This is a genomic window from Bradyrhizobium sp. Mp19 (assembly GCF_029952935.1).
GTDB lineage: Bacteria > Pseudomonadota > Alphaproteobacteria > Rhizobiales > Xanthobacteraceae > Bradyrhizobium > Bradyrhizobium elkanii.
The window spans coordinates 56548-80805 of record NZ_JASAUT010000038.1 but is presented as its reverse complement, the minus strand read 5'-3'; the positions used below and the strand labels follow the sequence as shown (position 1 = coordinate 80805).

At 60.2% G+C, this 24258-nt stretch carries 18 protein-coding genes and 11 pseudogenes; 15 read left to right on the top strand and 14 right to left on the bottom strand.

What is annotated here, in order from left to right; all coding sequences use genetic code 11:
• The 5 genes and pseudogenes from QJT82_RS31725 to QJT82_RS31705 form a co-directional block, all read right to left on the bottom strand.
• Nucleotides 1-420 (bottom strand): annotated as a pseudogene (locus QJT82_RS31725) (hypothetical protein); the annotation flags it as partial.
• A 37-nt stretch (nucleotides 421-457) separates the two neighbouring features.
• On the bottom strand, nucleotides 458-985 hold the full coding sequence (locus QJT82_RS31720) for a thioesterase domain-containing protein (RefSeq protein WP_259245187.1): 528 nt from the start codon (nucleotides 983-985) through the stop codon (nucleotides 458-460).
• Nucleotides 986-1098: 113 nt separating this feature from the next.
• Nucleotides 1099-1518: a globin domain-containing protein gene (locus tag QJT82_RS31715; RefSeq protein ID WP_028342888.1), complete on the bottom strand. Its 420-nt coding sequence runs from the start codon at nucleotides 1516-1518 to the stop codon at nucleotides 1099-1101.
• 424 nt (nucleotides 1519-1942) lie between these two features.
• A complete protein-coding gene (locus tag QJT82_RS31710; RefSeq protein WP_244980950.1) occupies nucleotides 1943-3853 on the bottom strand; it encodes a di-heme-cytochrome C peroxidase in 1911 nt (636 codons plus the stop codon).
• 438 nt (nucleotides 3854-4291) lie between these two features.
• A complete protein-coding gene (locus QJT82_RS31705) occupies nucleotides 4292-4696 on the bottom strand; it encodes a VOC family protein (protein WP_075969173.1) in 405 nt (134 codons plus the stop codon).
• Between the two features lie 247 nt (nucleotides 4697-4943).
• Here QJT82_RS31705 and QJT82_RS31700 point away from each other — a divergent pair.
• Nucleotides 4944-5582 (top strand): annotated as a pseudogene (locus QJT82_RS31700) (IS6 family transposase).
• A 488-nt stretch (nucleotides 5583-6070) separates the two neighbouring features.
• Here the strand turns inward: QJT82_RS31700 and QJT82_RS31695 are convergent.
• Together QJT82_RS31695 and QJT82_RS31690 are read right to left on the bottom strand one after the other, a co-directional pair.
• Nucleotides 6071-6283: a hypothetical protein gene (locus QJT82_RS31695; protein ID WP_129964749.1), complete on the bottom strand. Its 213-nt coding sequence runs from the start codon at nucleotides 6281-6283 to the stop codon at nucleotides 6071-6073.
• Nucleotides 6284-6645: 362 nt separating this feature from the next.
• Nucleotides 6646-6888, bottom strand: coding sequence for a hypothetical protein (locus QJT82_RS31690; protein ID WP_129964748.1), 243 nt, complete (start codon nucleotides 6886-6888; stop codon nucleotides 6646-6648).
• A 421-nt stretch (nucleotides 6889-7309) separates the two neighbouring features.
• Between QJT82_RS31690 and QJT82_RS31685 the strand changes: the two genes are divergently transcribed.
• The 4 genes and pseudogenes from QJT82_RS31685 to QJT82_RS31670 all read left to right on the top strand — a co-directional run bounded on the left by QJT82_RS31685 (nucleotide 7310) and on the right by QJT82_RS31670 (nucleotide 8971).
• Nucleotides 7310-7576, top strand: coding sequence for a DUF3892 domain-containing protein (locus QJT82_RS31685; protein WP_075969178.1), 267 nt, complete (start codon nucleotides 7310-7312; stop codon nucleotides 7574-7576).
• A gap of 630 nt (nucleotides 7577-8206) precedes the next feature.
• Nucleotides 8207-8377 (top strand): annotated as a pseudogene (locus QJT82_RS31680) (7-carboxy-7-deazaguanine synthase); the annotation flags it as partial.
• Nucleotides 8374-8736: a 6-carboxytetrahydropterin synthase QueD gene (queD, locus tag QJT82_RS31675; protein WP_028342886.1), complete on the top strand. Its 363-nt coding sequence runs from the start codon at nucleotides 8374-8376 to the stop codon at nucleotides 8734-8736. The pseudogene QJT82_RS31680 and the gene queD, both read left to right, overlap by 4 nt.
• 28 nt (nucleotides 8737-8764) lie before the next feature.
• Nucleotides 8765-8971: a 7-cyano-7-deazaguanine synthase gene (locus QJT82_RS31670; protein ID WP_244980951.1), complete on the top strand. Its 207-nt coding sequence runs from the start codon at nucleotides 8765-8767 to the stop codon at nucleotides 8969-8971.
• A 714-nt stretch (nucleotides 8972-9685) separates the two neighbouring features.
• Here the strand turns inward: QJT82_RS31670 and QJT82_RS31665 are convergent.
• Nucleotides 9686-10781 (bottom strand): annotated as a pseudogene (locus tag QJT82_RS31665) (IS110 family transposase); the annotation flags it as partial.
• A gap of 4 nt (nucleotides 10782-10785) precedes the next feature.
• Here QJT82_RS31665 and QJT82_RS31660 point away from each other — a divergent pair.
• Together QJT82_RS31660 and QJT82_RS31655 are read left to right on the top strand one after the other, a co-directional pair.
• Nucleotides 10786-10932, top strand: a pseudogene (locus QJT82_RS31660) (IS5/IS1182 family transposase); the annotation flags it as partial.
• A gap of 935 nt (nucleotides 10933-11867) precedes the next feature.
• Nucleotides 11868-12182: pseudogene (locus QJT82_RS31655) on the top strand (hypothetical protein); the annotation flags it as partial.
• Between the two features lie 87 nt (nucleotides 12183-12269).
• Here the strand turns inward: QJT82_RS31655 and QJT82_RS31650 are convergent.
• Entirely contained in the window at nucleotides 12270-12455 is a 186-nt protein-coding gene (locus QJT82_RS31650) for a hypothetical protein (protein WP_028342883.1), read from the bottom strand.
• A 770-nt stretch (nucleotides 12456-13225) separates the two neighbouring features.
• On the opposite strand from QJT82_RS31650, the gene QJT82_RS31645 reads away from it, so the two are divergent.
• Complete coding sequence (locus tag QJT82_RS31645) at nucleotides 13226-13582, top strand: hypothetical protein (RefSeq protein WP_244980952.1); 357 nt, start codon at nucleotides 13226-13228, stop codon at nucleotides 13580-13582.
• Between the two features lie 173 nt (nucleotides 13583-13755).
• Here QJT82_RS31645 and QJT82_RS31640 read toward each other — a convergent pair.
• Nucleotides 13756-14004, bottom strand: a pseudogene (locus QJT82_RS31640) (ATP-binding protein); the annotation flags it as partial.
• A gap of 154 nt (nucleotides 14005-14158) precedes the next feature.
• On the opposite strand from QJT82_RS31640, the gene QJT82_RS31635 reads away from it, so the two are divergent.
• From QJT82_RS31635 to QJT82_RS31625, 3 genes are read left to right on the top strand one after another with little or no spacing between them, the layout of a single operon-like run.
• Complete coding sequence (locus QJT82_RS31635) at nucleotides 14159-15376, top strand: tyrosine-type recombinase/integrase (protein ID WP_035632400.1); 1218 nt, start codon at nucleotides 14159-14161, stop codon at nucleotides 15374-15376.
• Nucleotides 15373-16350: a tyrosine-type recombinase/integrase gene (locus tag QJT82_RS31630; protein ID WP_028342882.1), complete on the top strand. Its 978-nt coding sequence runs from the start codon at nucleotides 15373-15375 to the stop codon at nucleotides 16348-16350. The genes QJT82_RS31635 and QJT82_RS31630 overlap by 4 nt, the downstream gene beginning before the upstream one ends.
• On the top strand, nucleotides 16347-17372 hold the full coding sequence (locus tag QJT82_RS31625; RefSeq protein ID WP_028342881.1) for a tyrosine-type recombinase/integrase: 1026 nt from the start codon (nucleotides 16347-16349) through the stop codon (nucleotides 17370-17372). The genes QJT82_RS31630 and QJT82_RS31625 overlap by 4 nt, the downstream gene beginning before the upstream one ends.
• Nucleotides 17373-17467: 95 nt before the next feature.
• On the opposite strand, the pseudogene QJT82_RS31620 reads toward QJT82_RS31625, so the two are convergent.
• Together QJT82_RS31620 and QJT82_RS31615 are read right to left on the bottom strand one after the other, a co-directional pair.
• Nucleotides 17468-17967 (bottom strand): annotated as a pseudogene (locus tag QJT82_RS31620) (ATP-binding protein); the annotation flags it as partial.
• An 11-nt stretch (nucleotides 17968-17978) separates the two neighbouring features.
• Nucleotides 17979-18761 (bottom strand): annotated as a pseudogene (locus QJT82_RS31615) (IS21 family transposase); the annotation flags it as partial.
• Between the two features lie 104 nt (nucleotides 18762-18865).
• Here QJT82_RS31615 and QJT82_RS31610 point away from each other — a divergent pair.
• The 3 genes from QJT82_RS31610 to QJT82_RS31600 all read left to right on the top strand — a co-directional run bounded on the left by QJT82_RS31610 (nucleotide 18866) and on the right by QJT82_RS31600 (nucleotide 22208).
• Nucleotides 18866-19075, top strand: coding sequence for a DUF5372 family protein (locus tag QJT82_RS31610; RefSeq protein ID WP_240537328.1), 210 nt, complete (start codon nucleotides 18866-18868; stop codon nucleotides 19073-19075).
• A 111-nt stretch (nucleotides 19076-19186) separates the two neighbouring features.
• Nucleotides 19187-19762, top strand: coding sequence for a helix-turn-helix domain-containing protein (locus QJT82_RS31605; RefSeq protein WP_240537329.1), 576 nt, complete (start codon nucleotides 19187-19189; stop codon nucleotides 19760-19762).
• Between the two features lie 373 nt (nucleotides 19763-20135).
• Complete coding sequence (locus tag QJT82_RS31600; protein WP_197971352.1) at nucleotides 20136-22208, top strand: recombinase family protein; 2073 nt, start codon at nucleotides 20136-20138, stop codon at nucleotides 22206-22208.
• A gap of 24 nt (nucleotides 22209-22232) precedes the next feature.
• Here the strand turns inward: QJT82_RS31600 and istA are convergent.
• A pseudogene (gene istA, locus QJT82_RS31595) lies at nucleotides 22233-22985 on the bottom strand (IS21 family transposase); the annotation flags it as partial.
• Between the two features lie 105 nt (nucleotides 22986-23090).
• Here istA and QJT82_RS31590 point away from each other — a divergent pair.
• A complete protein-coding gene (locus QJT82_RS31590; RefSeq protein ID WP_244980953.1) occupies nucleotides 23091-23471 on the top strand; it encodes a hypothetical protein in 381 nt (126 codons plus the stop codon).
• 278 nt (nucleotides 23472-23749) lie between these two features.
• On the opposite strand, the pseudogene QJT82_RS31585 reads toward QJT82_RS31590, so the two are convergent.
• A pseudogene (locus tag QJT82_RS31585) lies at nucleotides 23750-24183 on the bottom strand (integrase core domain-containing protein); the annotation flags it as partial.
• Nucleotides 24184-24258 lie beyond the last annotated feature (75 nt).

The window sequence follows — 24258 nt, the reverse complement described above, 5'->3', positions numbered from 1 at the left end:
CGCGTGTTCCGATTCACTGAGCACCGCGATCGCCATGGAACTGATGTCGCCTCGGCGATCGATCGGCTCGATGTCGACTCCTACGTCCCCACCGCGCGCGATGCCTATCAGGCATCGGCGTCTGCCATGCGACAGGCTGAAGTGGATCGGCGGCAAGCGCGGTAGGACGGCGCGCGGCTTGCCGAAGCGGCTGGTGGCGAAGACCAGATCGGCGGCGCTGATGTGGACGTAGGCCTGCAGCACCTGCCGCAAGGCGGCATGCGCGACGATGTAGCGCCGGCGGCGTTCATCCGCCCGGTGGCCGGCCGCGACCATGCGCTCCGCATCGGGAAAGCACCGGCAGCCGGCCGGTGTCGCAGGCACCATCCAGCTCGACCAGCCACAGGTGCACGTCGCCGCGCCCGAGCGCAGGCGCGACATCGGCAGGTCGGGCGGTGGGCCACATCGCGTGCTATCGTTAGCGAGGCATCGCGCGCAGCACCGGCCTGAGTATCGACACCACGAGGTCGATTAACACCGGCAAAGACTTGCGAAAGTAGAAGTGGCCGCCGGGAAGCAGCACGGGCACGAATGCGTGCACGTGGCTTGCCCATCGCTCGAGAAGGTCCGGGCGCACGACGGGATCGTCCTCGCCGCCCAGCAGCGTCGTCGGGCAGGCAAGGCGCACGGGAGCTTCGGGACGATAGGTCTCCAAGATCTCGACGTCCGCCCGCATCGGCTTGATCAACGCGCTCATCATCTCCGGGTCATTGATCACCGCCTCGGGTAGTCCGTCGTAGTGTCGTAGTGACCAATCCGGGCGATGAAGTCGGGGTCGGTCAGCCGCGTCGCACTCCCTCGGCGCGCCCGGCCGATTCCGTTCACTCGCGTTCCCACAGATTGCAGACCCCGCGGATTTGCCACTGGATCCAACGTCACATTCCAAAGTCGATCGCGACGATGCGACGGCGGCTCGCCCGAACGCTGTTGAGTTCGTCCAATCCACAGACCACCCTTGTGACGCAGTAAGACTAAATGTGGCGTTGAGTATGGTACCGTCGCGCACGTCTTATTTGTGTCCGACGTAATCTTTCACAAACTGGCCCCTGTCCGCCGCTGTCAGAATGAACTCGGTCGGCCAGCCGCGCGCAGCATCTCGTTCTGGGCGGTGGCGTAAAGTGTTCGCCAGGAATCCCTCAACTCGGGGGTGAAAAAAGCGCCGAATTTGCGCTCAAAGCTCCACATCAGCGCCTCGCCCATTGCGACAAAGTGCGATGGCTGAACGCCAAGTCTGGCGTGCTTGTGACCGGAAAGCGTGATCAGCGATTGGAACATCGGTCTTTCGTCGAGCGAAGCGACCAGAGCGGTGATCATATCCAGCATCTTCATTCGCTGCTTCTCAGCATCGCCGCCGAACAAGCTCCTTGCATCAGGAGCTAGTTCGACGAACCTGTTGTAGCACAGGTCAGCGAGGTCGCGACGAATCGGCCACATCGCGTCAAATGATGTCCTTATAAGGTCGACCTGCTCGGGCGTCATTGATCAGACGAGCAGGCTCGTAAAGAATGGTTTTGTGATCTCATCGACTAAAGGCACCCTCTCGTCAGAAGTGATGATGGAGACAAACTGGTGTTTGCAGTTCCAGCAATGCCAATGATTCTGAACTTCATTCGCATTCACGCGTTCATGCCACTCGAGGGTGACTAATCCAGAACCACAGCGAACGCATTCTATGCGATGTCGCATCGAAATTGGGAGCATGCGTAATCTCTATTCTTATGCAGAAGCGACGCATACGTAAGATGGGCGAGAATTTGTAAGCCGTCACTTGTGCTTCCTGGAGCGGTTGTGCTGGATCAGATGTCTGTGCGAGAGCTCGGTAAACCGATGCCGTTTGCTCAAACAAGCATGCTGTGACCGACAGCATGTAGGAAGCCGCTCAAAGAGGGAGCGCCGGAGCGGGTCACAGTGTCTTGAGGTATTCAAGCAACGCCCTTTTTTCTGGGTCGCTTAAACTGGTCCCATACTCGTGGCCGCATCGGCTATTCCCGGAGTTGATATTACTGCAATCCGTGAGGGATAGAGTTTCGCTCAGGGGCTCCTGGGTGGCAGCAAGACCAACGTTTTCAATGTCGTATTTCCGTCCAACGCTAAATTGCGATAAGCGCTGCCCTGATGGCTTGAGCAATTCCGCCAGCGTAGGAACCGAGCCGTTATGAAGATATGGTGCGGCGGCCCAAATGCCCTGCAGAACTCGAGCCTCGTAGGAGCCCCATGGAGGGAGCCGGCTGCGAAACGCTCGTTCTGCTCCCTGCCGCTTAGTTTTAATTGCTTCCGAGGTGCTGGCAGTATCAAAAGCCGTTAGCAAATCCTGCAGCGTTGGTGGTAGTCGCACCAGACCCAGAGACTCCGGTGTGTCCGACGATCCCGGCTCTGGCGCCGCTGCCACCCGGGCATTGGTTGAAGGGGCGCCGCCGGCCAACAGGTGTTCCGCTATCGAACCGATGACCGAGGTCGCAAGAATGTTAAAAATCTCATCGTTCTCCTTGAGCGGGGCGGTCGCGAACGGAATGAACGCTCCTTTCAGCACGCCCGTTTTCGCCTTCCAGGTGAGGACATCGTATTCTCGTGTATCGGTACCAACGTTCTGGACCGGAGTTCTCCACGTTTTGATGAATGGAACGCGTTGCTCTCCGTCTTCAATCCCGTGACACCCGCTACATCCCCCTTCAGCGGAATCCCTTTCGAAAATTACTTTGCCCCGGGTGGCCAAAGCAGCGTCAATCTTCCAGGGCCATTTCGGAGGGCCGATCCGCTTCACCAAGTTTTCAAGCTCGCTCAAGCCGTCGAAATTGGTTGAATTATTGTCGAGGAAATTGATAATCGCGCCCTGACGCTTCGGCTCGAACGTAGCGAATACCCCCAGAACCTCGCCAACGTTCCGAGCCAGCCCCAAGATGTCATTTCCATTTTTTGCGAATCCAGGCCATTGCGTCTTGTCTTGCCGCGGCGAATTCCAAAGGAATGGGTATCTCACGGGAGCGTCCGCGTTTTTCATATTTTCCGGGATCATGAAGTCGGGTGGCGGACCGATGTCCAGGCCGGATATGCGGTTGAAGATCATTCCTACAGCATCGAGACGGCCAACTCCCCAGCCGCTCTTGGGCAGCGCGCGTACCATGAGCGTGTGAAACCGCAAGTACCACCCATCTACCTGTCGACGAAGGTCCGCAACATCGGCCGCATCCGGCGTTGTGGACCGCAGGACAGCTGCAGCAAAGGGAGCGAACGAGCTGTCGCTGGCAATCACATCGCCGACTGCCTTGTCCAGATCGCCAAGCAGTGCGTAGAAGTCTACAAGCCCCGGACCGCCATCCACCCGATACACCTTGCCGTCAACTTCGATCTGGCGCGTGTGACATGCCGAGCAGGTCATTCCAACGACCTGGAAGTCTTGAGGGCCAGAAGCGTGAAAACCGACGGGAAGGTTGGCCGTGTTTGCAGGATTCGGTAGATAACCGTACCGTGACAAACCATCCGCGAGGAATGGCTGTCCATTCTTTTGCTTCAGGGCCTGCATCCAAGACAACGCAATCAAACGCGAGCCCTGATCGCGCGAGTAGAAGTCCGCTCTTGCTGCCGCGGTCCAATCCATACCTTGGTCAACATATATGGGATTGGCGTCGGTCCCTTGAGCACTTGATCTTGTCGTGACGACAAACGTCAAGGCAATTATAAAGAGAGTCCGGAGCATCGTGTGGCCTACCGCTTCCATCGTCAAAATTGCAAGAAGAGGCGTGCGCCGAAATTCCGCGCCATTTCCGGCAAACTTCGGCTCGCCTTTCGGCTTGCAGGTCGCTTGATCATCGATCATTAGAGGCCGCTGTCCAACTAAGTGCAACCTACCAAATCTTAGAAGAAGGCACCGGCTAGCGGTGTAGCGGTAAGCCCACTAGTCGAAGAACCGCATGCCGTGGCGAATCAGACGGATGCCAATTTGTCTGTAGAGACTGGCGATCCCTTTGGAGGTCTGGGTAGGTATTGGCGATCACTTTGCCGGGCGACGTGCGTCTCCCGCCGAATGGTGGAGTCACATTCGTCGCTTGTGGAGGCGGACACTGTGTCGTGCCGGCAGTGGCTGGCAGCGCAACCATTCAGCAGCAAGTTAACTCGGCGGCCCTCTGTGAAGTGCCGACGCGCAAGGGTAAGTGAGCCGGCGGCGGGCCGGGTTCACCCAACTTTCCGAAGGGGCAACCCGCCAGCGGGTCAGCAGCCACCGGCTCGCATGAGGCGCAAGCCGGTGGCTGGTGGACTACGCGCCGCCTACGGCAGCTGCCTTGGGATGCTGCGGAGAGTTTTGACGAAGACCGAGGGAGTTGCCGTCGGGATCCTTGAAGAAGGCAAGCCGAACGCCGTCTCCCACATCATCTATTTTACTGACCTCCACGCCCTGCTTCTGCAATCGGTTACTTGCCTGCTCGATGTCATCGACGACAAGCGTTGCCACGGCACCGCCTGTTCCGACTCCGGTAGGGTGCACATTCAGTCCGATGGCAACACGTGGAAGCACACGGAATTGCCGCCATGTCGACGTGTGGTACTTTTCGTCTGGAATTAAGCCGAGCTTCTTTCCATAGAACGCCACGCTGGCATCCAAGTCTGATACATCTACTTTGGATACAAAAGCGTATTCGCCAATAACATCTTTCAGTGCCATTATTTGCTCCCTGTGCTGTGGCAGCTCGCAGATTGCAAGAATTTGTGCTACACGCAAAGCATGCTGTCGCCTCCTCGTCCTGGTAGGGGCCGAGGGTGCCGTCAAGTTCAACGAATTGGAGCGGCGCAGGGGGTATACGAGCGACGTGCGGACTGCCAAGGATCCTCCTTATCACCGCCATCGCTTCCCGTCGGAAGTGATCAGCTATGCCGTTTGGTAGTATTTCCTGTTTCCCTTAAGCTTGCGCATGGTCGAGGAAATGCTGGCGGCGCACGGCGTTGGCGTGACCTTATGAAGCCGTGCGCCAGTGGGGACGGAATTCGGCAAGCCGTTCTCCGATCGGATCGGCCAGCGCGCTCCCGCTCGCGGTGACAATGGTATCTGGACGAAGTCGTTATCTCGATCGCGGGCGAATAACATTGGCTCTGGCGCGCTGTCGACCAGAATGGCTTCGTTCTCGACGTCTTGATCCAGCGCCGAAGAGATTCGCGCACTGCACAGCGGTTCATGAAGAAGCTCTTGAAATCCGCCGGCATGCCGCCGCGCGTGATGATCACGGACAAATGCCGTTCGTACGGTGCTGCGAGGGCGAAGATGGGCGTTGAACATCGCCAGTACAAAGCTCTCAACATTTTCATCAGCCGACGAGGCGGCGCGAGCGGATCATGACGCGTTTCAAATCGTCCCATCAGGCTGAACGGTTTCTGTCAGTTCATGATCAGGTTGCGAACCTTCTCCACATCCCCTATCCCGGAGCCTCGCCGCCGACTTCCGTCGTGCCTCGCGTGAGCGAGCCTTTGCGACTTGTCGCGAGACCTCCATGACAAGCGCTACCGCCGACTCTCGACCTTTGGGAATCGCCTCCTTCGGCTCGGTGGTCGATTAAGTTGACGATGCCGCTATGAGTATTCAGTTCGCTTGACTCTCTTGAGTCGGATGACAGCGCGCCAATCTCGAATTTGGCGGCGCTTCAGTTTCGGAGCCGTTAGGCGCCAATCCGAATCCAGCGGCCATCTATCAGTCCATCGATCCGTTTAAGGATTTCGAGATCAGGCCCTTCATCAAAGTAGATGTTGTATCCATACAGCCAGCCATCGTCGCTGTGCAGTACCTTGATCGGTGCGAATGCCTGTTAACCTTCCCGCAGGGGGGCAAGTCCCGAACCAACCTCACTAGGTTCGCGCCGTCGCTCCACCAGCAATACCGCAGCATCGGAAAATGCGGCATCGTCGGTCACGACATACCATTCCATTAGGAGCGAAAGCCGATTGGACAAGGAAGAATCGTAGAACCGGGAGCGATTGGGTTCAGTCGGATCGCGCTTCATGACGGGAAGTTGCAGGAATCGCTGCGCGATCGGCCAAAATGCGATTCCTAAAGTCTTCTTCTGCTCGATTGATTTCGCTGCGATCCGTTGTCCTGATTCCAGACCGCCTTTGCCCAGTCGGCCTTCTGGGCAGCTTCCGCGAACAAGGCTCGCAGAGCCGTATCATCGAGATAGTTTGTCAGATAGTCGCGGATCGACGGATTAATGAAGCTTACGCGCCCACTGCTAATTGACACAAAGCCGCCTTCGAGGATCTTCAATGCTTCCTCGAAATCCTTGCGGCGAGCCTGTTCGATCGTGACCGCGGATCGGAAGATGATCCGCTACTGCCGGCACCGTTACCTGATGCGCCGATTCATCTCTTGGAGGTCGGCAGCCTTGAATGGCGTGAGCCGTCGCGTCGTCCTGCTCGGCGCGATAGAGCCCTTGCCTGTCCCGTTGACTTGATCCGGCCGCCCCCCAGAGTAGGTAGGAGCCGATCCAATGTTGATGCTGTACCGTCAAACGTCGTTAGCCTTTCGGGCTGGACTCGGTGGAGCATCAGGATCTGACGATGTCTAAAAAGACTGCCAACTTGCGCGCCAAAGTTAAGAAACGCATTGCCCAGATCGAAAGTATGACACTAGTCCAGATTCAACGGGTCATGATGGATTGTGTGGCCGAGCGGTCTGCTGGCAGGATGACGACGTGTGAGGGCAATGCGTTGCGCCGAGCGCTGAACAAACGGGTCAGCATTCTCAGACGAGACCTTGTCGCGTAAGAGTTCGCGAGCTTGCAGGCAAAGCGCCGCGCCGAACTGCGGGAAGCCGGCGAGCTGCGAGAGAAATCGCGAGAAAGCCAAAGCGCGGTGGAACCGGTTCGCCAAGCTCGCATGCCTAAAGAAAGAACTCGCGCCACGGAGTTAGGGCACATCAGCGGTACGCGCTCGCGTCAAGGGACAAGAGAAGAAGTCGCATGTTCAAACAACCACGCTTCCGTTCTTATTCAACCGCGGCTCGCATCGGTATTGGCATTGCGGTCTTAAGCGCCGTCCTGCTGGTCTGGATAATAATGACGCACGTCGTGCGGTAAGGCTGGCCAGTTGGTGTATCCGCGCTGGCATAACCAACGATGCAGATACAGACAGCGAGCAGAGGAAACCCGGGTGAATGCAACCCGCCCGTACTGACCACGTTATTCAAATTTTCAACCCGTGAGGCGGGGCTCTGAAGGTTTCCAAGCAATCGGATAATGAGTCCGTTCTGCTAACGGTCAAAGCCTTGGCTCCACGAAATAAGGAGTGAGCCATGACTCGCCGTATCACCTGCATTACCAAGCTGCCTAACCATCAAGACCGCCATCGGCGTATTCAAGCAGTCGGTGGTTCAGCATGGCGAGATTCGGAAGAAACAGCCATTGCAAACGTCAAACGCGACAAAAGCGCTTATGATGTCACTGAGCAGGGTAAGACAGTCAAGGTGATCGTCAAAAAACACGATGGTCGCGAGTACCTAAAGACCGAGAATGATCATTTTCTTCCCGACAATCTTCTGAGCCTTCCGGATTGCTCGTGACCGGCTTGTCCGTCGTCAGATGATTTGAGACTGATCAGGCTTTTCGAGAAGGGAGGCTCTGGCTCATCAGGGTTAGAGTTTAAGCAGGCTGCAGTTGATGCTGCAAGCGGCCGTTTGCGATGGTGTCGCGCTTGATGCGTTCTCGCTCGGCGAGGATCGCCTCCGCTTGAGGCGCGCGCCAGCCACCCGTTCGTCCAGCCGGTCGCGGCGGAGCGCCGGGACTGGGTCCGGGTCCGGGGGTCGGCCGGTCGCCGGAGGAGTTGGGGCTGTGAGGCGGCCGAGACAGACGCTGAAGCCGCGGCAGGCCGCGGTCCTGGCCGCCGACCGCGAGGTGACGGCGCTCGAGATCGGCCGCGACTCCGGCCTTTACCCCAACGGCAATTCGCGGACATGGGCCGAGCTCGGCTCGTCACTGATTCGGTGCCCTGATCGCCGGCTCCGTGGCGTAGTGCGGCCGCAAGCCCCTTCGCTTCGAAATCACGGAACGCGGTCGGATCGCGATTGCGCTCTTCAAGGCCATTGCCAACAGAGAGGTTCGACATGCAGGGGCCTTCGGGCAGAAGGTTGCAAAAGAACGGCGGAAGGACCTGCTGATACGGCTTAAACGAGGTGAGCAGGTTTCCGAACGGGCCCGAGGCGCTACCCGAGCGTCTCGAAGACCTTGACTTCGCGAACTTCCTGCTCCAGCCGATGGATGGTCCCGACGTCGTCGCCAGTACACGCGATGCCATCGAATATTGTCGGCCTCATCCCAAATGGCGTCTCAGCGTCCAAACTCACAAACACCTCGGAATCAAATGAGAATATCTCAAGCATTCAAGTTTGAAGCCGCGCACCGGCTGCCGAACGTGCCCGAGACGCATCGCTGCCACAGGATGCACGGTCACTCCTACCGGATCGAACTCGTCTTGAGCGGTCGGGTCGATCCGCGGACGGGCTTCGTGATAGATTTCTTCGAGCTCGAGGAGGTTTTAGGGCCTTTGTTGCGACAACTCGATCACCATTGCCTCAACGATATCCGCGGGCTCGAGAATCCGACCGCGGAGAACATCGCGATCTGGATCTGGGACAAGATAAGACCCCGATTGCAGCAACTCTCCGCGGTCAAGGTCTTCGAGACCGCCGAATGCTGGGCCGAATATGATGGAGACGAACCGTGAGGCTCGGAGTCATTTTGGGACACTGGGGATGACAAGATCTGCACTCGTGCGTTTCTCTGGAGGCCATGATTCTACGACCTGCCTTGCCTGGGCGTTGACGCGCTACGACAGCCGCGCGGTTCGTCACGGCGTGCTCGATGATGGGCTGGGGACTCGAGAAGGCGGGCGTCTCAGGCGACCGCAGCGCGCGCTTCCGCCGAACGACACCATCCTGCAGCTGCCGGCCAGCATCTGATTACTATGTGGCGGAGAATCTCTGGGTGGCCGGCCCTGGCTGGTGTTAGGGCGCCTCTGCCACATAATCTCGTCCGACACACAAGAACGGATCCGAACCGGCATCGCGCACAAGCGCAACAAGACCATCGATACCCTTGCGGAAAGCCTTGGTTCGAGAAACAGCTGTCGATGGTCTCCTGCGGTTCGACGCTCGCCGAAGGGTTACGGTTTCTGCACCCCGCGCGCACTGACAGTTCAGGGGCCGGTGATCTGGAATCAGAAACAGCGGAAGCCCGTTCCCGAAGATCATACGTCCGTCAGCAAGGACGAGGAATCGGGTGCACGCGGATTGCAGCGCGATCTGCAAGACCGGTTGCAGCCGGCGCACGACGAGCCGGTGAGCGCGCCCGTCAGCGATAGCGCTCCCCATCCCGAAGCACCTGCAGGCTAGGGCCGGTGGGTTCGCCGCCTGCTCAAGGTCGGCATTGGCCTTTGCGATCGTGGCCGTCTTCGGATGGTTGCCGCTGAAGGCCGTGCTGCAGACCTCGGGCGTCGAGGCCGTGGTCAATGCCAGGATCGTGACCTTGCGCTCGCCGATCCACGGCCCCGTGAGCGCGAAGCCGCCGCAGGGCTCGACGCAACTCAGCGTGGTCCATGAGGGCGATGCGATCCTTCATGTCGTCAACGCGCGCGGCGATCGCGTGCGGCTCGACGATCTTCGGCGGCAGATGTCCCGAGCGGTCAGGCGGGTCTGCGCTTTCCATGCGATCTCTCGCACCGCTGGCGATGGCTGCTCGAGCCGGTATAGCTTTGTTTTTCCGATCTTCGGCGGGTGCCGATACGTCCAGGCGCTCTCGACCAACATGTGGCGAACGCGGCCATTGCCGGCCTTGGTGATGCCGCCACGCCTGACCGTCTCCCCGGTCGATCGCTCGCCCGACACCAGGCCGAGATAGCCCATGAGCTGACGTGAGGTCTCAAAACGGCTCACGTCACCAACCTCAGTGGCAAATGTCACCGCGACGATTAGATCGATACCTCGCAGTGTTTGAAGCGCCCGCACGAGCGGCTCCAAGGACCAGGCAGAGACGAACTCTTCGATCGTGCGCTCCAGACGTTCGACCCGCTCCCTGGCGAGGCAAACCGCTTCGACCATTTCTTGGAGCGCGATCTGATGCGCGGGATGATCGAACTGCTGTTCCTGAAGCCAACGCAGATAGCGCATCGTCCATCCCTTCTTGCGGGGATAGGTGCGGCCGTGCTTGAGCATGAAGGCGCTCACCTGTTGGCGGTGGACCCGCAGCGCCTCAACCGCCGCCGCCCGGGCGCGGACGAGATTGCGCATCGCTTCGTGGCTTTCATCGGGAACCCACACCGCCGTCAGCTCGCCGGCGTGCAGCAGCCGGGCAAGAGAAACAGCGTCCCGGCGGTTCGTCTTCACGCGATCACCTGGCTTCCTCGGGATCAGCGACGGCGCAACCACGGTGCATTCATGGCCGAGCGACCGGATCAGGCGATAAAGGCCATAGCCAGTCGGACCGGCCTCGTAACAGAAATGCACACCACCAAACCGGCTGGCGATCCGTTCAACGACCCGGCGCATGGCCGTCGCCGACGCGTCGACCTCACCGATGAAGCGAACCTCTCCTTCCCGGCCTGTTTCCGCGATCGCGATGGGCGTTTTTCAGCTTCGCGACGTCGATTCCGACAAATGCTTCCCCATAATCTGCCACGGCTCGTCCTGCCGTGATGAAGGTCGGCTCGGTACGCCCGAGTAACCCTCGGACGCGCAGTGTGGGGCGAGCCACCTCACTGGAAGAGGCGGACATACGGCCTTACGGTCTGTTCGTGCTGTACGCCAGGTCGTTGCCCGACAATCCGTACGACGGTCACACCTTGCGGGACGTTATTGACCGCACCGAGACACTGACCGGCTGTGCGATCGAGCGGCCTTATGTCGACAAGGGTTACTGCGGCCACGGCCGCGAGTTGTATGCGACGTAGGAAGCGTTTTGCTCGCCGCGCGAGCAGACGCCTTGATTGGTGCTTACTTCGGCAGTGACGCGCCAAAGCAGGCGAGGCCAAGAATCAGCAGCGCGCCAGCGCATGCCTCCATGATCTTTGATTGATGCCGACGTGCGTACAAGGCTAGGGCGGATCCCGAAAGCATACTCAGGAGGCCAAATTCCCTGATCATTCTCGATCCAAATTGCTGAACTTGAAACTTGTCCTTGGACGAAAAGAAGCGCTTGGAAGAACCCATCCGGTTGTCGTTGGAAATGGAAATACCTTCGGACACCCATAGTCGGCACGCGAGCGGGGAGTTTTCACGTCTGGTTTGAGCCTTATCGCGCATTGGCCAACTTGGTGTCCCGGCTCAGCTTGCGACGTTATGCTGACGACTCTCAGCCGTTGAATCCGTTTGTCGTTTTGAGGCCCTGTCGGTAGACAAGAATCTTGATCAGGCGATCTAATTGATTTGCATGCGGGATGTCCGGATCCTGCGGACCGGCGGGTAGTAATGGGGCTCCAGAAGGAACGATCGCTCGCGCGCAGTGAGTGACTGCCCTTTCGGCCCCACTTCCAGAAATCATCAGGTGATTGGCGAATGCCACGCTCGGCAATCTTCTGCTGTTCCTTCAACAGCGCGAGCAATTCTACGTAGTTCTTTGCCATGGCGGGATCGGGATAGTCCTTCACTCACACTGTCCTCCGTTTGAACCTACAAACGCAAGAAGCAACTCTAACCCGCGGCATCCAGGAACGAACCTACCTGATCTGGCTTTTGAATCTGGTTAGCGTGCCGGTCGCGCTGTACGCTGTCTTGCGAGGTCCCTTGCCATTTTAGACAGTAGATTCCCGGTCTGATGTTGGCGTGTTCGCCGTCAGGGCCTGTGAGACAAACAGTGGGGGATTTGCGGAAGGAGGATTTCTGGTTCGTCGTAGCCACCAGGAGCAAAGATGAAACAGAATCCGGGCCGGGCAAAGCACCGGCAGAACAAGGTCTAAGAGACGTCAGGCGACAGGCCCGCCGGCATTATTCAGCGGAAGAGAAGATCCGTACGCTGCTGGAAGGATTGCGCGGCGAGGAGAACATCTCCGAGCTCTACTGCCGAGAAGGCATTGTCGCCTCGATGCATTACGACCGATCCAAGGAGTTCCTCGAGGCCGGCAAGCGCCGCCTGGCCGGCGACACGGCGCGAGCTGCGACCTCCGGCGAGGTGAAGGACCAGCTCAAGAAGCTCAAGAAGCTTCGTCCCGAGTTTCCGTTCACCAAATCTCTTCAGCCGGCCCACATGGGATATCGACTGTGTTGCTCAGTTTGACGCGGGCCAGCCGTACTTCAGCAGCGGTTCATATCCGTGATTGCTCAGCCATTTCGCCCTTGAAAGGTGCGTCTCGTACACTTTCCTGGCGCGATCAAGGTCGCGCCCCGGCTCGATGCGCAGCACGATATCGGCCACTTCGCGCGAGTCAGAGCCTTCGGCGTCCGTGTCCAGCATGCGCAAATACGTGATCGCATGTTCGTGTCGTGGTCATACGGCGTGAGCGGATCATCCGCCGGTGCCGTGTCGGCGACTGGGGATTAGGCGGGATCTCGCGCATGGCTTCTCCTCCGCGGACTGCGCCCTGCTTGTCGTACGCCATTTGGACCGATTGATGTTCTCGTGATTAGTACGATGCGTTTGCCGGGCTTGACGGCTCAACCGGGGGACCGCAGTACGACGAGCGGTAAGAGGAGTATGACGGAAGATCCCTTCAACTAACTAGGATCATGGAGTGAGCTTCTGTTTCGGACGCCGCCTTGGTGGTGGCCTCATCACTTCGGGCTTCGCGATCGCGGCGAGCACGACGCTCGTTGCGACCTTCTCTTGAGACCATTGTGTGAGCGCCTCTATTGCGTTCTTCAAAGCCTCTTCGCGGTAATGGCACGATCTCCACGATGTGCGACGGTCGGATACCAAAAAAGCGCACGGGAGGCCGACTGCAGACAACCACCCGCGCGAAGTTTTTACGGCAAGCTCGGCTGTCTGAGGGGACGTGAAGAATAGACGGCCAAGCCAAACATCCCTCAGAAACCCGTGTGCCAGACAGGCATAGACTTCAAAAGCACCAAAGCGATGAGTGTTTTTTCGCACCGCGCGAGCCATTCGCACTTCACTCCCGCCGCACGCTGCCGTGTTTGATGCTTTCGTGTTTCGAGTCCGACGTTTTGGAGAGCGAGCTTCGGTCGTAAAGCACATGTTTTCCTTCCTTTTCCACTGTAAACCACATGTTCTTCCACCAAGGTCTCTCACGCGCGCTTCTTGCTCAGTCGAGGCATCAGACCGCTGCGGCCATCAGCGGACTCCGCGCAATGCGCCCGCCAATGAGAACGAACGCCATCGTCACGGTGATCGAGAGGATGTCGATGTCAGACCCGAATTGGTTCTCGTGGTATTCGTTTCCATTCTTTGTGCCACTAAGCGGGGGTGTGAATCAGGAAATTGAAACGAACGTCGTCAAAGTTTCGGAGATCGAAAAGAAGAGTTTAGAGAAATATATGCGGATTCCGACGAAGTCGCCCGGGCGTACCGATATGAAGTCGCCCGCCGATTCCGAGACGATGTCGCCCACCTCTCCGATTTGATCTCGCCCGGTGGCGAGGCGTTCTGGCCGGTTGGTTCTCTGGCATCGGTCAAGCCGGATGGTCAATCTGGAATCGCAACCTGAACCTGTTTTCTTTGTCTGCGTTTGCTGTGGGCATGTGGGCAACGCGTTTGCGTTGTCCAAGCGTAGCGGCATGTCCACAGCGCCACGGGCTCAGGTCTTTCGGGCGGATGACGGTGTTCGGCGCAGGCTCTCGCCGGTGAGGTCGAGCCGGTGGGCGTTGTGGACGAGGCGATCGAGCACGGCGTCAGCGTAGGTGGGGTCTCCAATTAGCACGTGCCATGCATCCACGGGGAGCTGGCTGGTGACGAGGGTGGAACGTCGGCCGTAGCGATCCTCCAGGATCTCCAGGAGATCGTGGCGGGCGCCTGCATCGAGCGGGGCGAGGCCCCAGTCGTCGAGTCACGTTGAGCTCAACGTGACTCGACTTATGTGGAGCGCACAGTGATGTGGAGCCGTATCGATCTCCCCGCTATTAACAGCCGCTTCGACCGTTCCTACTCAACATAACTGACGACGGTAGCGTGGTTCTCCCAACCATCCAACGGGGGCAACCATGCTCGAACACTTATTTCGGAAGGTTCACGCGTGCTACACGGGATCGCCCAATGGCGCTTTGTTGGAAGATTTCGCCGCTTGGCTCATCTCGGCTGGATACGCCCGACCCACAGCCTGCCGCCACGTACGAGGGCTAAAGGAAGCCCTCGATCGGATGGGCGCGGCGCGGCTTGATTGCGATACCGGCGTTTCAGAGAGGTTTTTCTCGCAAGCATTTTCTTCTACGTCATTGCAAGGCACTCGATGCGCCGTTGTACGCTTTCTCACCGTGAGAAGACTGCTCGTCAGGGAACCGGCGCCAGACCCGTTCTCATCGCTTCTTGATCGCTACAAACGGCATCTATCGGAGGTGCGTGGCCTTTCCAGCGCGACGCTGGAACAGCACATCGCAACGGCGAAGAGCTTGCTCGCGCACGCTTTGCCAGCTGACGCCCCGCTGCAGGCGTTATCAGCCGCCGCAGTGGAGCGGTTCGTAATCACCGCAGCCCGGCGGATCAAACGACAGACACTACAGCACGTTGTCGCTCGCCTTCGTGCTTTTCTTCGGTTTTGCTTCGACCAGGGCGAGGTCCAAGAGCGGCTCGACGTAATTGACGCGCCGCGCGCCTACCGAGGTGAACTGCCGCCTCGAGCCCTGGCATGGCCGCTCGTCCAGCGGCTGCTGCGTTCCATCGATCGATCAAGCCGGCTTGGCTGGCGAGACTATGCGATCCTCCATTTGATGGCGCACTACGGCCTGCGTCCCTCAGAGATCATCACGTTGACGCTTGGCTCCATCGATTGGGAGAACAAGACGCTCCACGTCAAGCAGTGCAAAACCAGATCGGATCTGATCCTTCCCGTAGCCGACCAAACGCTGCGGATTCTCAGACACTATCTGCGCCGCGGCCGGCCTGGCGGGAAGCACCCTGAACTGTTCCTCCGCGCCAGCACCCCGGTCGGTCCCCTCACGCACTACGCCATCGGCGATCTCTACCAGAAGCGCGCGGGTCAGAGCGGGCTGCCGCTCCAAGGTACGTCCTCCTACTGCCTGCGCCATTCATTTGCGATGCGTCTGCTCGATCGCGGGGTCGGCGTAAAGGTGATCGGTGATCTGCTGGGTCACCATACCCTGGAGAGCACCTGCGTCTATCTCCGGCTGGAGACCGGAGCCTTGCGAGAGGTCGCGCTTGCTCTGCCGACGGCGACCATTGGCCTCGAGGAGGACGCCAGATGAGCGCGACATTACAATGCAGCGCGTTCGACCAGTTGGCCGACCGATATTTGCGGAGGCAACGTTCACTCGGCCGCGCCTACGTCAATGAGGAGCGCATAATCGACGGTCTGCGTCGGTTTCTTGAGAAGACCAGCCGTCCCGACCTCGATCAAGCACTCTTCGATGCATGGTGCGCGGCGCAAGGTCATCTCTCTGCAAACACGCGACGTAATCGCCAGCGCATCGTGCGCAACTTTTGCCTCTATCGACGGCGTACCGAGCCAACCTGCTTCGTTCCGGATATCAACCGTCTCCCACATCGCAGGCCGTATGCACCGCCGGTCATCTTTGGGGCGGCCGAGGTCGCCAGGATGTTGGCCGCGGCCGATCGTTTGGCCCCGACGTCGACCTCGCCGCTTCGGCCAGCCGTGATGCGACTTGCCGTGGTCCTGCTCTACACGGCAGGGCTCCGTCGGGGCGAACTCCTGCACCTCACATTGGCCGACGTCGATTCCCGCCACGGCATTTTGCAGATTCGGGCATCGAAGTTCCACAAGTCGCGGATCGTCCCGTTGTCGCCAGACGCCGCTCGGGAGCTGAGGTCGTACCTCAGGAAGCGGCTTCGGCCACCGCTGAGCCGTTCAGCGGGTTCACCCTTGCTGTGCAACAGCAAGGGGCGGGTGCGCGGCTACACGGGTACCGGCCTGCGCCAAGGAATCCAAGCGCTATTCCGAGCAGCCAACGTTTGCGGCACCGACGGACGAGCCCCGCGGGTGCACGATTTTCGTCACAGCTTCGCGGTCGGGTCGCTGTTGCGATGGTACCAGCAAGGTGCGGATGTCCAATCCAATCTGCCAAAGCTTGCGATGTACATGGGGCACGTCTCAATTGTTTCGACTGCCTATTACCTGCGCTGGATTCCGCAACTCGCTGCTGCAGCCAGCGATCGGCTCGAGACGCACTTCGGCCATCTCATCACCGGAGGTGCCGCATGAGATCCCAAAGACCTAACGAACTCGGCAAGGGCATCGAGCGGTTCTTCCGCGAGTATCTGCCGACGCTCCGGGGTACCAGCCGACACACCATACGCAACTACCGGGATGCCATCGTGCTGTTCTTGCGTTTTACTTCGTCGCAAACAGCCAAGGCTATCGAGGATCTCGACCTCGTCGATTTCACCGCCAGGCAGGTCCAGGACTTCCTGGCCTTTCTGGAAGCCGAGCGTCACAATGGCGTCGCCACCCGCAATGCGCGGCTGGCGGCACTGCATACATTTGCTCGCTTTCTTGCAACCGAACAGCCCGCCCATCTAGCCGAGCTGCAGCGCGTGCTAGGCGTACCGTTCAAACGCGGCGCGCGTAGCAAGCCGATCGAATACCTTGAGCCGCAGGAAGTCGAAGCGTTGCTCAAATCGATCGATCGCTCCACGGAACGGGGTAAGCGCGACTATGCCCTGTTCGCACTGATGCTCAATACGGGTGCCCGTGTTCAGGAGATACTCGATCTGCGCCTGTGCGACATCCGCACTGATCCTCCTCATCAAGTCCGGCTGCGCGGCAAAGGCGGCAAAATGCGATTGTGTCCAATTTGGCCGCAAACCGCACGGCTTCTGCAGGACCTCTCGAACAGTGCTGCTCAGTCAGAAGGCGGCGACTCTCCGCTGTTCGTGAACCGCCAGGGCAACAAGTTGACCCGCTTTGGCGTTCGTTACCTGCTCAAGAAGCACATCACGGCCGGAGCCAGTGCAACCCGCACGCTGCAGGAGAAGCGGATCCATCCCCATTCCTTGCGGCATACGACCGCCATCTTTCTCCTGAAGGCGGGAGTCGACTTCGCGACCATCAGCCAATGGCTCGGGCATTCGTCGCTGAACACTACCATGACCTATGCAAGGGCGGACATCGATCTAAAACGCCAGGCGCTAATGCAGGTGTTCCCTGAGATCCTCGCACCGCCTCGTGCCGGGCACGTCTCCTCTGCGGCGATCAACATCGTTGATTGGCTGAAGAGGCTATGACCTACAGGTAAATTATGTGGAGTTGGCGGCTGTCAAAAACCGGACCGGCGCCGATTGTCGACCCTCAACTCCACATCACTGTGCGCTCCACATAAGTCAAGGATCAACAGATCGACGCGGCCAAGAGCGCGCAACAGGCGCGGATGGCGGCCGTCGCCGCGTGCGAGCGCCAGCTCGTCGAACAGACGCGGGACGCGTTGGTAGAGCACGGAGCGATTGTCGCGACAGGCCTTGTGGCCGAGCGCCGAGGCGAGCCAGCTCTTGCCGACGCCGGCCGGGCCGCAGATCAGGAGATTGACGCGGTCGTCGATCCAGCGACCCTCAACGAGGCTGGCGAACAGCGGACGGTCGAGCCCGCGCGGGGTGCGGTAGTCGACGTCCTCGACGCACGCCTGTGGCGCAGCTTGGCGTAACGCAGACGAGTGGCGAGCCGCTTGTCGTGACGCAGCGAGGCTTCACGTTCGAGCAGCAGCGCAAGCCATTCGGCGTGACCGAGGCTTGCGGCCTCGCCGGTGGCTTCGATGTCGGCGAAGGCCTTGGCCATGCCGTGCAGGCCGAGGGCGTTGAGGCGGTCGAAGGTCGGATGAGTGAGCAAGGGAGGGTCTCCTAATTGTAGTAGCGCGGTCCACGGATGTTGGCATGCAGGATCGGCGCATCGTCCGCGGAGCGCTGGTGAGCAGGACGCCGATCGAGATTGTTGGCGAGGATCGACTTGACCGAGCCATAGGTGCGCGCGCCGATGTCGATCGCCCGCGCAGCCGCAGCGTCGAGGCGCTCGCGCCCGTAGGAGGCGGCAAGCCTGAGAATGCCGAGACAGGCGCGGAAGCCTTGCTCGGGGTGCGAGCGCTCGTCGAGAATGAGGTCGCACAACGCGCGGGTCGCCGGCCCGATCGCGGTGGCATCCTGGCGGATGCGTGCGATGGTCCAGCCGGCGTAGCGCCGATGGCTGGAAGCCATGTGCTCCGGCACGGTGGTGTGCTTGTGATTGCCGCTCATGCGCTGATGCGCGGCGATCCGCTCGCCCTTGTGGAAGATCTCCACGGTGCGGGCAGTGAACCGCACCTCGACCTCGGCGCGGGCGAAGCGATGGGGAACGCTATAGTAATGCTTCTCCACCTCGACGTGGTAATCGAGACTGACACGGCGGATACGCCACTCGGCGAGCACGTAGGGGGATGCCGGCAACGGCTTGAGTGCCGGCCGGTCGACCTCTTCGAGCAGCCGGCGGCGCGTTATGCCGAGCCGCCGGATCGTCCGCTCTTCGTTGAGCCTCGTGAGCAGTTCGCCGATCGCCGTGTTGACCTCGGCGAGGTTGTAGAAGGTGCGATGACGCAGGCGCCCAAGCAACCAGCGCTCGACAACGAGGACGGCCTGTTCGACCTTGGCCTTGGAGTCTAGCGCGCATTGCATATGGTGATGAGCATGGCGCGCAAGTTTTTACGGTCACGCATCCATTCCATCCGCTACGAGGACAGACGTTCGATCTGCTTGCCGTGCGCAACAACTGGGGCGGAGACCGCGTGTTGTACGCAGGCCCCGAAGGGAGGCTGCGCACACTTCCGGTCGAATGGACTGACGTTATCGAGCCCGACCTCGTAGTCACGGTTGGTGCTGGTCGCGCCTTCTTCCGAACCGATCAACTGCGTGAGCTGCGCAAGCTCATCGATGAGTGGCGGCAGCAAGGGGAGGCGCCGTCATGTTAGGCAAATTATATGCATGCTGTCTTGGAAAATATGTTCGCGCGTCGGTGGCGACGTGTGGGTCGATAAACGGATTTCAGCGATTTATCGCCGATGTAAGAGGATATTATCTGATTGCGCGATCTTCTCCTCTTGATCGTCGCCCATATGCTGTATCTAATTATCAAGACACATGGGCGATTCGCGCTTCAAGGAGGCCGGATGGCAGCAGATTCACGTCAACGGGTGCGGCGCCGGCAGGCCTTGCAGGCACACGGCGCCACCCACCCCCGCCCTCAGGCCGTGAGCGATCCGCTCTTCCGCGGCAGTGCGTTCTTCGATCCGAACGATCTGGTCCAGGTCAAGTACGAGATGCTCCGCAGCGTCGCGAAGGAGGGGCGCGCCGTGGTGGATGCGGCAGAGGCCTTTGGACTGTCCCGGCCGGTCTATTACGTGACCTGGGAGCTGTTCAATCGCGAAGGTCTGCCGGGCCTGTTACCGCGCAAGCGCGGGCCGAAGCGCCCGCACAAGCTTACCGAGGAGGCCCTTGCCGTGCTGGCGCAGGCGGTGCGCGAGGCGGAACACATGCCAGGCGGTGCAGAGTTGGCCGAGCTCTTGGCCGAACGTTGCGGCATTCATGCCCACCCGCGCAGCATCCTGCGACGTCTGCTCCCCTATCTGAAGCGGCAGGAAAAAAAACGCCCACGATAGCCGAAGTGGCTGCGCTCGATCCTGCGCAGTACGTAGCCCATTACGAGCTGCTTCGTTCACAGGTCGTCGCTGCGGAGGCCAGTCCCGGCGGGACGAGCGCAGCAGGCCAGCCCCGCGGCGTGGGTCTTGCCTTGCTGCTGTACGAAGGGATGCCCGGCTGGCTCAAGGCGCTGGAGGGCGTTATCCGGGCGTCGGGCGTGCGACACACCACACCCCCCGCGGAGGTGCCTGCGGCCGAACCTCCCGGCGCGTACGACTCTGCGCCGGCGTGGCTCGGCAGTGTGCCTCACCGCGATCTGACCGCGCTTTTGACCAATCTGGTTCTCTCGACGCGTTGTGTCGAACACCCCATACCGAGGGAGGGATATCGATCATGCCGATGAACAGTGAGGCCTCACAGAAGATCACTGCCACGCATTTGTCGCGCATGGCATACTTGTATGTGCGACAGTCGACGTTGCGCCAGGTCTTCGAGAACACCGAGAGTACGCAGCGCCAGTATGCGCTGCGCGATCGTGCCGTCGCGCTCGGTTGGCCGCTTGATCGGATCGTGGTCATCGATTGCGATCTCGGGCAATCCGGTGCCAGCGCGACCGACCGCGAGGGCTTCCAGCGTCTGGTCAGTGAGGTTGGCCTGGGCCGTGTCGGGATCGTACTTGGACTTGAGGTATCGCGCCTTGCGCGCAACAACACCGACTGGCATCGATTGCTCGAGCTGTGTGCACTCGCTGACACACTGATTCTGGACGAAGACGGGTTGTATGATCCGGCGCACTTCAATGACCGCCTCCTCCTGGGTTTAAAGGGAACCATGAGTGAAGCCGAACTTCATGTGCTCAAGGCGCGACTTCGCGGCGGGATTCTCAGTCGCGCCCGCCGCGGCGAGCTCAAGCAGATGGTCCCGGTCGGCTTTGTGCATGATGCACACGAGCGTGTTATCCTTGATCCGGACATCCAGGTGCAGGCCGCCGTGCGGCTGTTCTTCGACACGTTCAGGCGCACGGGCTCGTGTTTGGCAGTGGTCAAGGACTTCCATGCGAAGAAACTGCTGTTCCCGCGTCGTTTGAGAAGTGGCGCGCACAAGGGCGAACTCGTGTGGGCTGAGCTCCTGCACTGTCGCGCACGGCAGATCATCCATAATCCGCGCTATGCCGGCGCCTTCGTGTTCGGTCGGACCAAACATCGTCGTCTGCCGAGCGGCAAGTACACCTCGCGGCAGGTTCCAAGCGAAGAGTGGATCCTGCTCCGCGACGTCCATCCTGGCTATATCAGCTGGGAGGACTACCGATCGAACCTGGACCGTGTGAAGGGTAATGGGTTGGCCTGGAGTACCGAGCGGCATCGGGGCCCGCCGCGCGAGGGAACGGCCTTGCTGCAGGGTCTTGTGATCTGCGGGAGCTGCGGCGAGCGCATGTCGGTGCGTTATCACCATCACCACAACCAACAAGTGCCGACCTACTGGTGTGGCCGCCGCCCAATGTTCCGAGGCGAGATCGGCCTGTGTCAGACCGTGCATGGCAGCGCGCTCGATGCTGCGATCGGCGACATCCTGATCGAGGCGATGACGCCACTGGCGATCGAAGTCGCTCTCGGCGTGCAGCAGGAGCTTGCCAACCGTCAGGACGAAGCAGATCGATTGCGCCGTCAGCACGTGGAGCGAGCGAAGTATGATGCAGAACTTGCGCAGCGTCGCTTCCTCAAGGTCGATCCCGACAACCGTCTGGTGGCTGACGCCCTGGAAGCCGACTGGAACACGAAGCTGCGCGCGCTCGCCGCGGCACAGGACGCTTACGACAAAGCCTCGACGGTCGATGTAGGCGTCGTGACCGATGCCGAGCGTACGGAGCTGATGGCCCTCGCCACCGACTTCCCCCGCCTCTGGCGCAATCCGCGCACTCAGATGAAAGACAAAAAGCGCATGCTGCGCCTGCTGATCGAGGACATAACGCTCAGCAAGGGCGATACGCTCCATGTCGATATCCGCTTCGTCGGCGGCGCGACGCGCTCCTTGGATCTACCGCTGCCGAAGTCGTGTGTCGAGTTGCGCACGACAGATGCCGCCGTGATCGAGGAGATCGACCGCCTCATCGATACCTACACGGACAAGGAGATCGCCGGCCTGCTCAACGAGCGTGGCGTGCGGACCGTCGTGAGCACCCCTTGGACAGCTACGCGCATTGGGCGGCTTCGCCACACCTACCACCTTACCGATCGACGTGAGCGTCTGCTCGCGCAGGGACTGCTGACCCCGCAGGACGTCGCGGCTCGCTACAACGTTGTGGTCTCGACCGTCCACATGTGGCGCCGACGCGGCCTGCTACGCGCACATCCAATCAACGATCGCGGCGACTTCCTCTACGAGATTCCGCCCGAGGGCCTGCCGGGAAAGTTCATCCACAAACGCGATTACCAGGTCGATCCCGCAACTTCATCCTCACGTAACTGACGAGGTGCAGTATGAGTCTGAGCCCTTGTCGCGCGGCTTGCGCGGCCGCGCCGGCAAGATGGCGGTGCCGTAATGCGCTGCCATCTCCGCATAGGTGCGGTTGATCTGCGGGTCGTAGAGACACGCCTTGATGACCGCGACCTTGGTGTTGTCCGGCACCAGCAGCGCCGGGATGCCGCCGATCGCCGCGAAGGCGCCAACATGGGCGCTGATCCAGTCGGCGAGCCCCTGCGTCCACGTCGCCTGAGCGTAGGTGAAGCTCGATGCGCCGAGCACGGCGACGAAGATCTGCGCCTTCCTGCGCTCCCCGGTCAGACGGTCGACCACCACTGGCACGCCATCGCCGGCGTAATCGACGAACAGCTTGTCGCCGGCCGCGTGCGCCTGGCGCATCGTCACCGACAGACGCCCCTCCCAGGCGCGGTAGAGCTCACAGAAGCGCGAGTACCGGTATCCGCCGGGCTCGGCGGCGATATACTCCTCCCACAGGATCGACAGCGTCACGTGCTTGCGTTTGAGCTCGCGGTGCACGGCCGCCCAGTCGGGCTCCGTGACGCGGCGGTGACCCTGACGGTTGCCATTGCCGGTCTTCGCGAACAGGCGGAGTTCCAGAACCGTGTCGGTGACGTCGTCCGGCAACGGCCAGCTCAGACCCGCGGCCTCGAACCGCCGGATCGCCAGCCGCACCGTCGAGGGCGCCGCGCCCACCCGTCGCGCAATCTCGCGGCTCGGCAGCCCGGCCGCCTTCATCCTGATCACATCGCGCACACGGCGCATCGCAAGCCTCTCCGTCGGCATCCAGGGTCCCCCTTCGCAAAGCCGAAAGGGTTGACCCTATGGGAGCCAGAAGAGGCCTCGTCACCCGGGCGACATCATCCCGGAATGGTGGGCGACATCATCTCGGAACGGGTGGGCGACTTCAAATCGGAATGGTGGGCGAGATCATCTCGGAATCCTGGGCGACATCGACCGGAATCAGCAAAATATAGCCCAGGCCAACAGCTCAAGGCCCTTTTCGCTGCCTTTAAACAATTGAAGGGAAAGACTGACGCGAGCGCCGGACACGCAATGAATTGTCTCGAAGAGATGATAAAAGGCGCGGAAGAGGTCAAGCAACGTCACAGCATTGACTTACGTCACGACGCCGAGCGTGCGTTGCAACGCCTGAAGGCCGCCGACCTCGCGCAATATCAAGCGTTCATTAACGACCACGAGATGGCGCCACGAGATGGCACACGGAGATCTAGTCACACCGGCGGTTGAATAGCTCGGGGTCGTCTCCGTGGCCTCGAACTGCAATCCATATCACCCGCCACCCCCTTCCGGCCTAGAGGTGGTCCCAAAGACAGCGCCAGCTTGAATATACCTCTTCGAGCACATTCCAAATGAAAAGGAGATCGTGATGACAGGCGAAACCGGGCTCCACGATCAGATGCGCGTTGCCGCAGACGCGCTTCAGGACTTCACCTGTCCGTCGTCAGATGATTTAGGACTGATCAGGCGTTCTGAGAAGAGAGGCTCTAGCTCATCCGGGTTAGAGTTTAAGCAGCCTGCAGTTGATGCTGCAAGCGGCGGTTTTCGATGGTGTCGCGCTTGATGCATTTTCGTTCTGCGAGGATCGCCTCGGCCCTGCCGAAGCAGACATCGGCTGGTGTGAGGTTGTCGATGCTCTCATGATAACGGACGTGATTGTAGTATTCGACGAAGGCCCGTACCCGGCGTTCGAGATCATCGGGCAGACAGTAATTGTCGAGCGGTATGCGGTTCTTCAGCGTCTGATGCCAGCGCTCGATCTTTCCCTGGGTCTGGGGATGGGTACGGAGCGCCGCGCACATGCAGCATGCCATTCTGATCGAGCCACGTGGCCAGATCGTCCGCCACCGTAACTCGAACCATTGTCGCTGAGAAGCCTTGGCCGGTGCGCGACGGCCATGTGGTCAAGACCGGATACAGCGAGTGCTTGGTCGAGGGTGGCACGCGCTGGCATGCCTCGCGATGGATCGCGTGCCATGCTGGGCGCTCGGATCGCCGAGCAGGCCAGCTGTGCCAT

Bases quoted from the DNA above. Each gene is read 5' to 3' on its own strand.
- QJT82_RS31625 (WP_028342881.1), top strand. From the start codon at position 16,347: ATGAGATCCCAAAGACCTAACGAACTCGGCAAGGGCATCGAGCGGTTC.
- QJT82_RS31590 (WP_244980953.1), top strand. From the start codon at position 23,091: ATGGTGGGCGACATCATCTCGGAACGGGTGGGCGACTTCAAATCGGAA.
- QJT82_RS31685 (WP_075969178.1), top strand. From the start codon at position 7,310: ATGACTCGCCGTATCACCTGCATTACCAAGCTGCCTAACCATCAAGAC.
- QJT82_RS31705 (WP_075969173.1), bottom strand. From the start codon at position 4,696: ATGGCACTGAAAGATGTTATTGGCGAATACGCTTTTGTATCCAAAGTA.
- QJT82_RS31635 (WP_035632400.1), top strand. From the start codon at position 14,159: ATGCTCGAACACTTATTTCGGAAGGTTCACGCGTGCTACACGGGATCG.
- QJT82_RS31645 (WP_244980952.1), top strand. From the start codon at position 13,226: ATGTTCTTCCACCAAGGTCTCTCACGCGCGCTTCTTGCTCAGTCGAGG.
- QJT82_RS31710 (WP_244980950.1), bottom strand. From the start codon at position 3,853: ATGATCGATGATCAAGCGACCTGCAAGCCGAAAGGCGAGCCGAAGTTT.
- QJT82_RS31670 (WP_244980951.1), top strand. From the start codon at position 8,765: ATGACAAGATCTGCACTCGTGCGTTTCTCTGGAGGCCATGATTCTACG.
- QJT82_RS31715 (WP_028342888.1), bottom strand. From the start codon at position 1,518: ATGACGCCCGAGCAGGTCGACCTTATAAGGACATCATTTGACGCGATG.
- QJT82_RS31630 (WP_028342882.1), top strand. From the start codon at position 15,373: ATGAGCGCGACATTACAATGCAGCGCGTTCGACCAGTTGGCCGACCGA.
- queD (WP_028342886.1), top strand. From the start codon at position 8,374: ATGAGAATATCTCAAGCATTCAAGTTTGAAGCCGCGCACCGGCTGCCG.
- QJT82_RS31600 (WP_197971352.1), top strand. From the start codon at position 20,136: ATGCCGATGAACAGTGAGGCCTCACAGAAGATCACTGCCACGCATTTG.
- QJT82_RS31650 (WP_028342883.1), bottom strand. From the start codon at position 12,455: ATGCTGGACACGGACGCCGAAGGCTCTGACTCGCGCGAAGTGGCCGAT.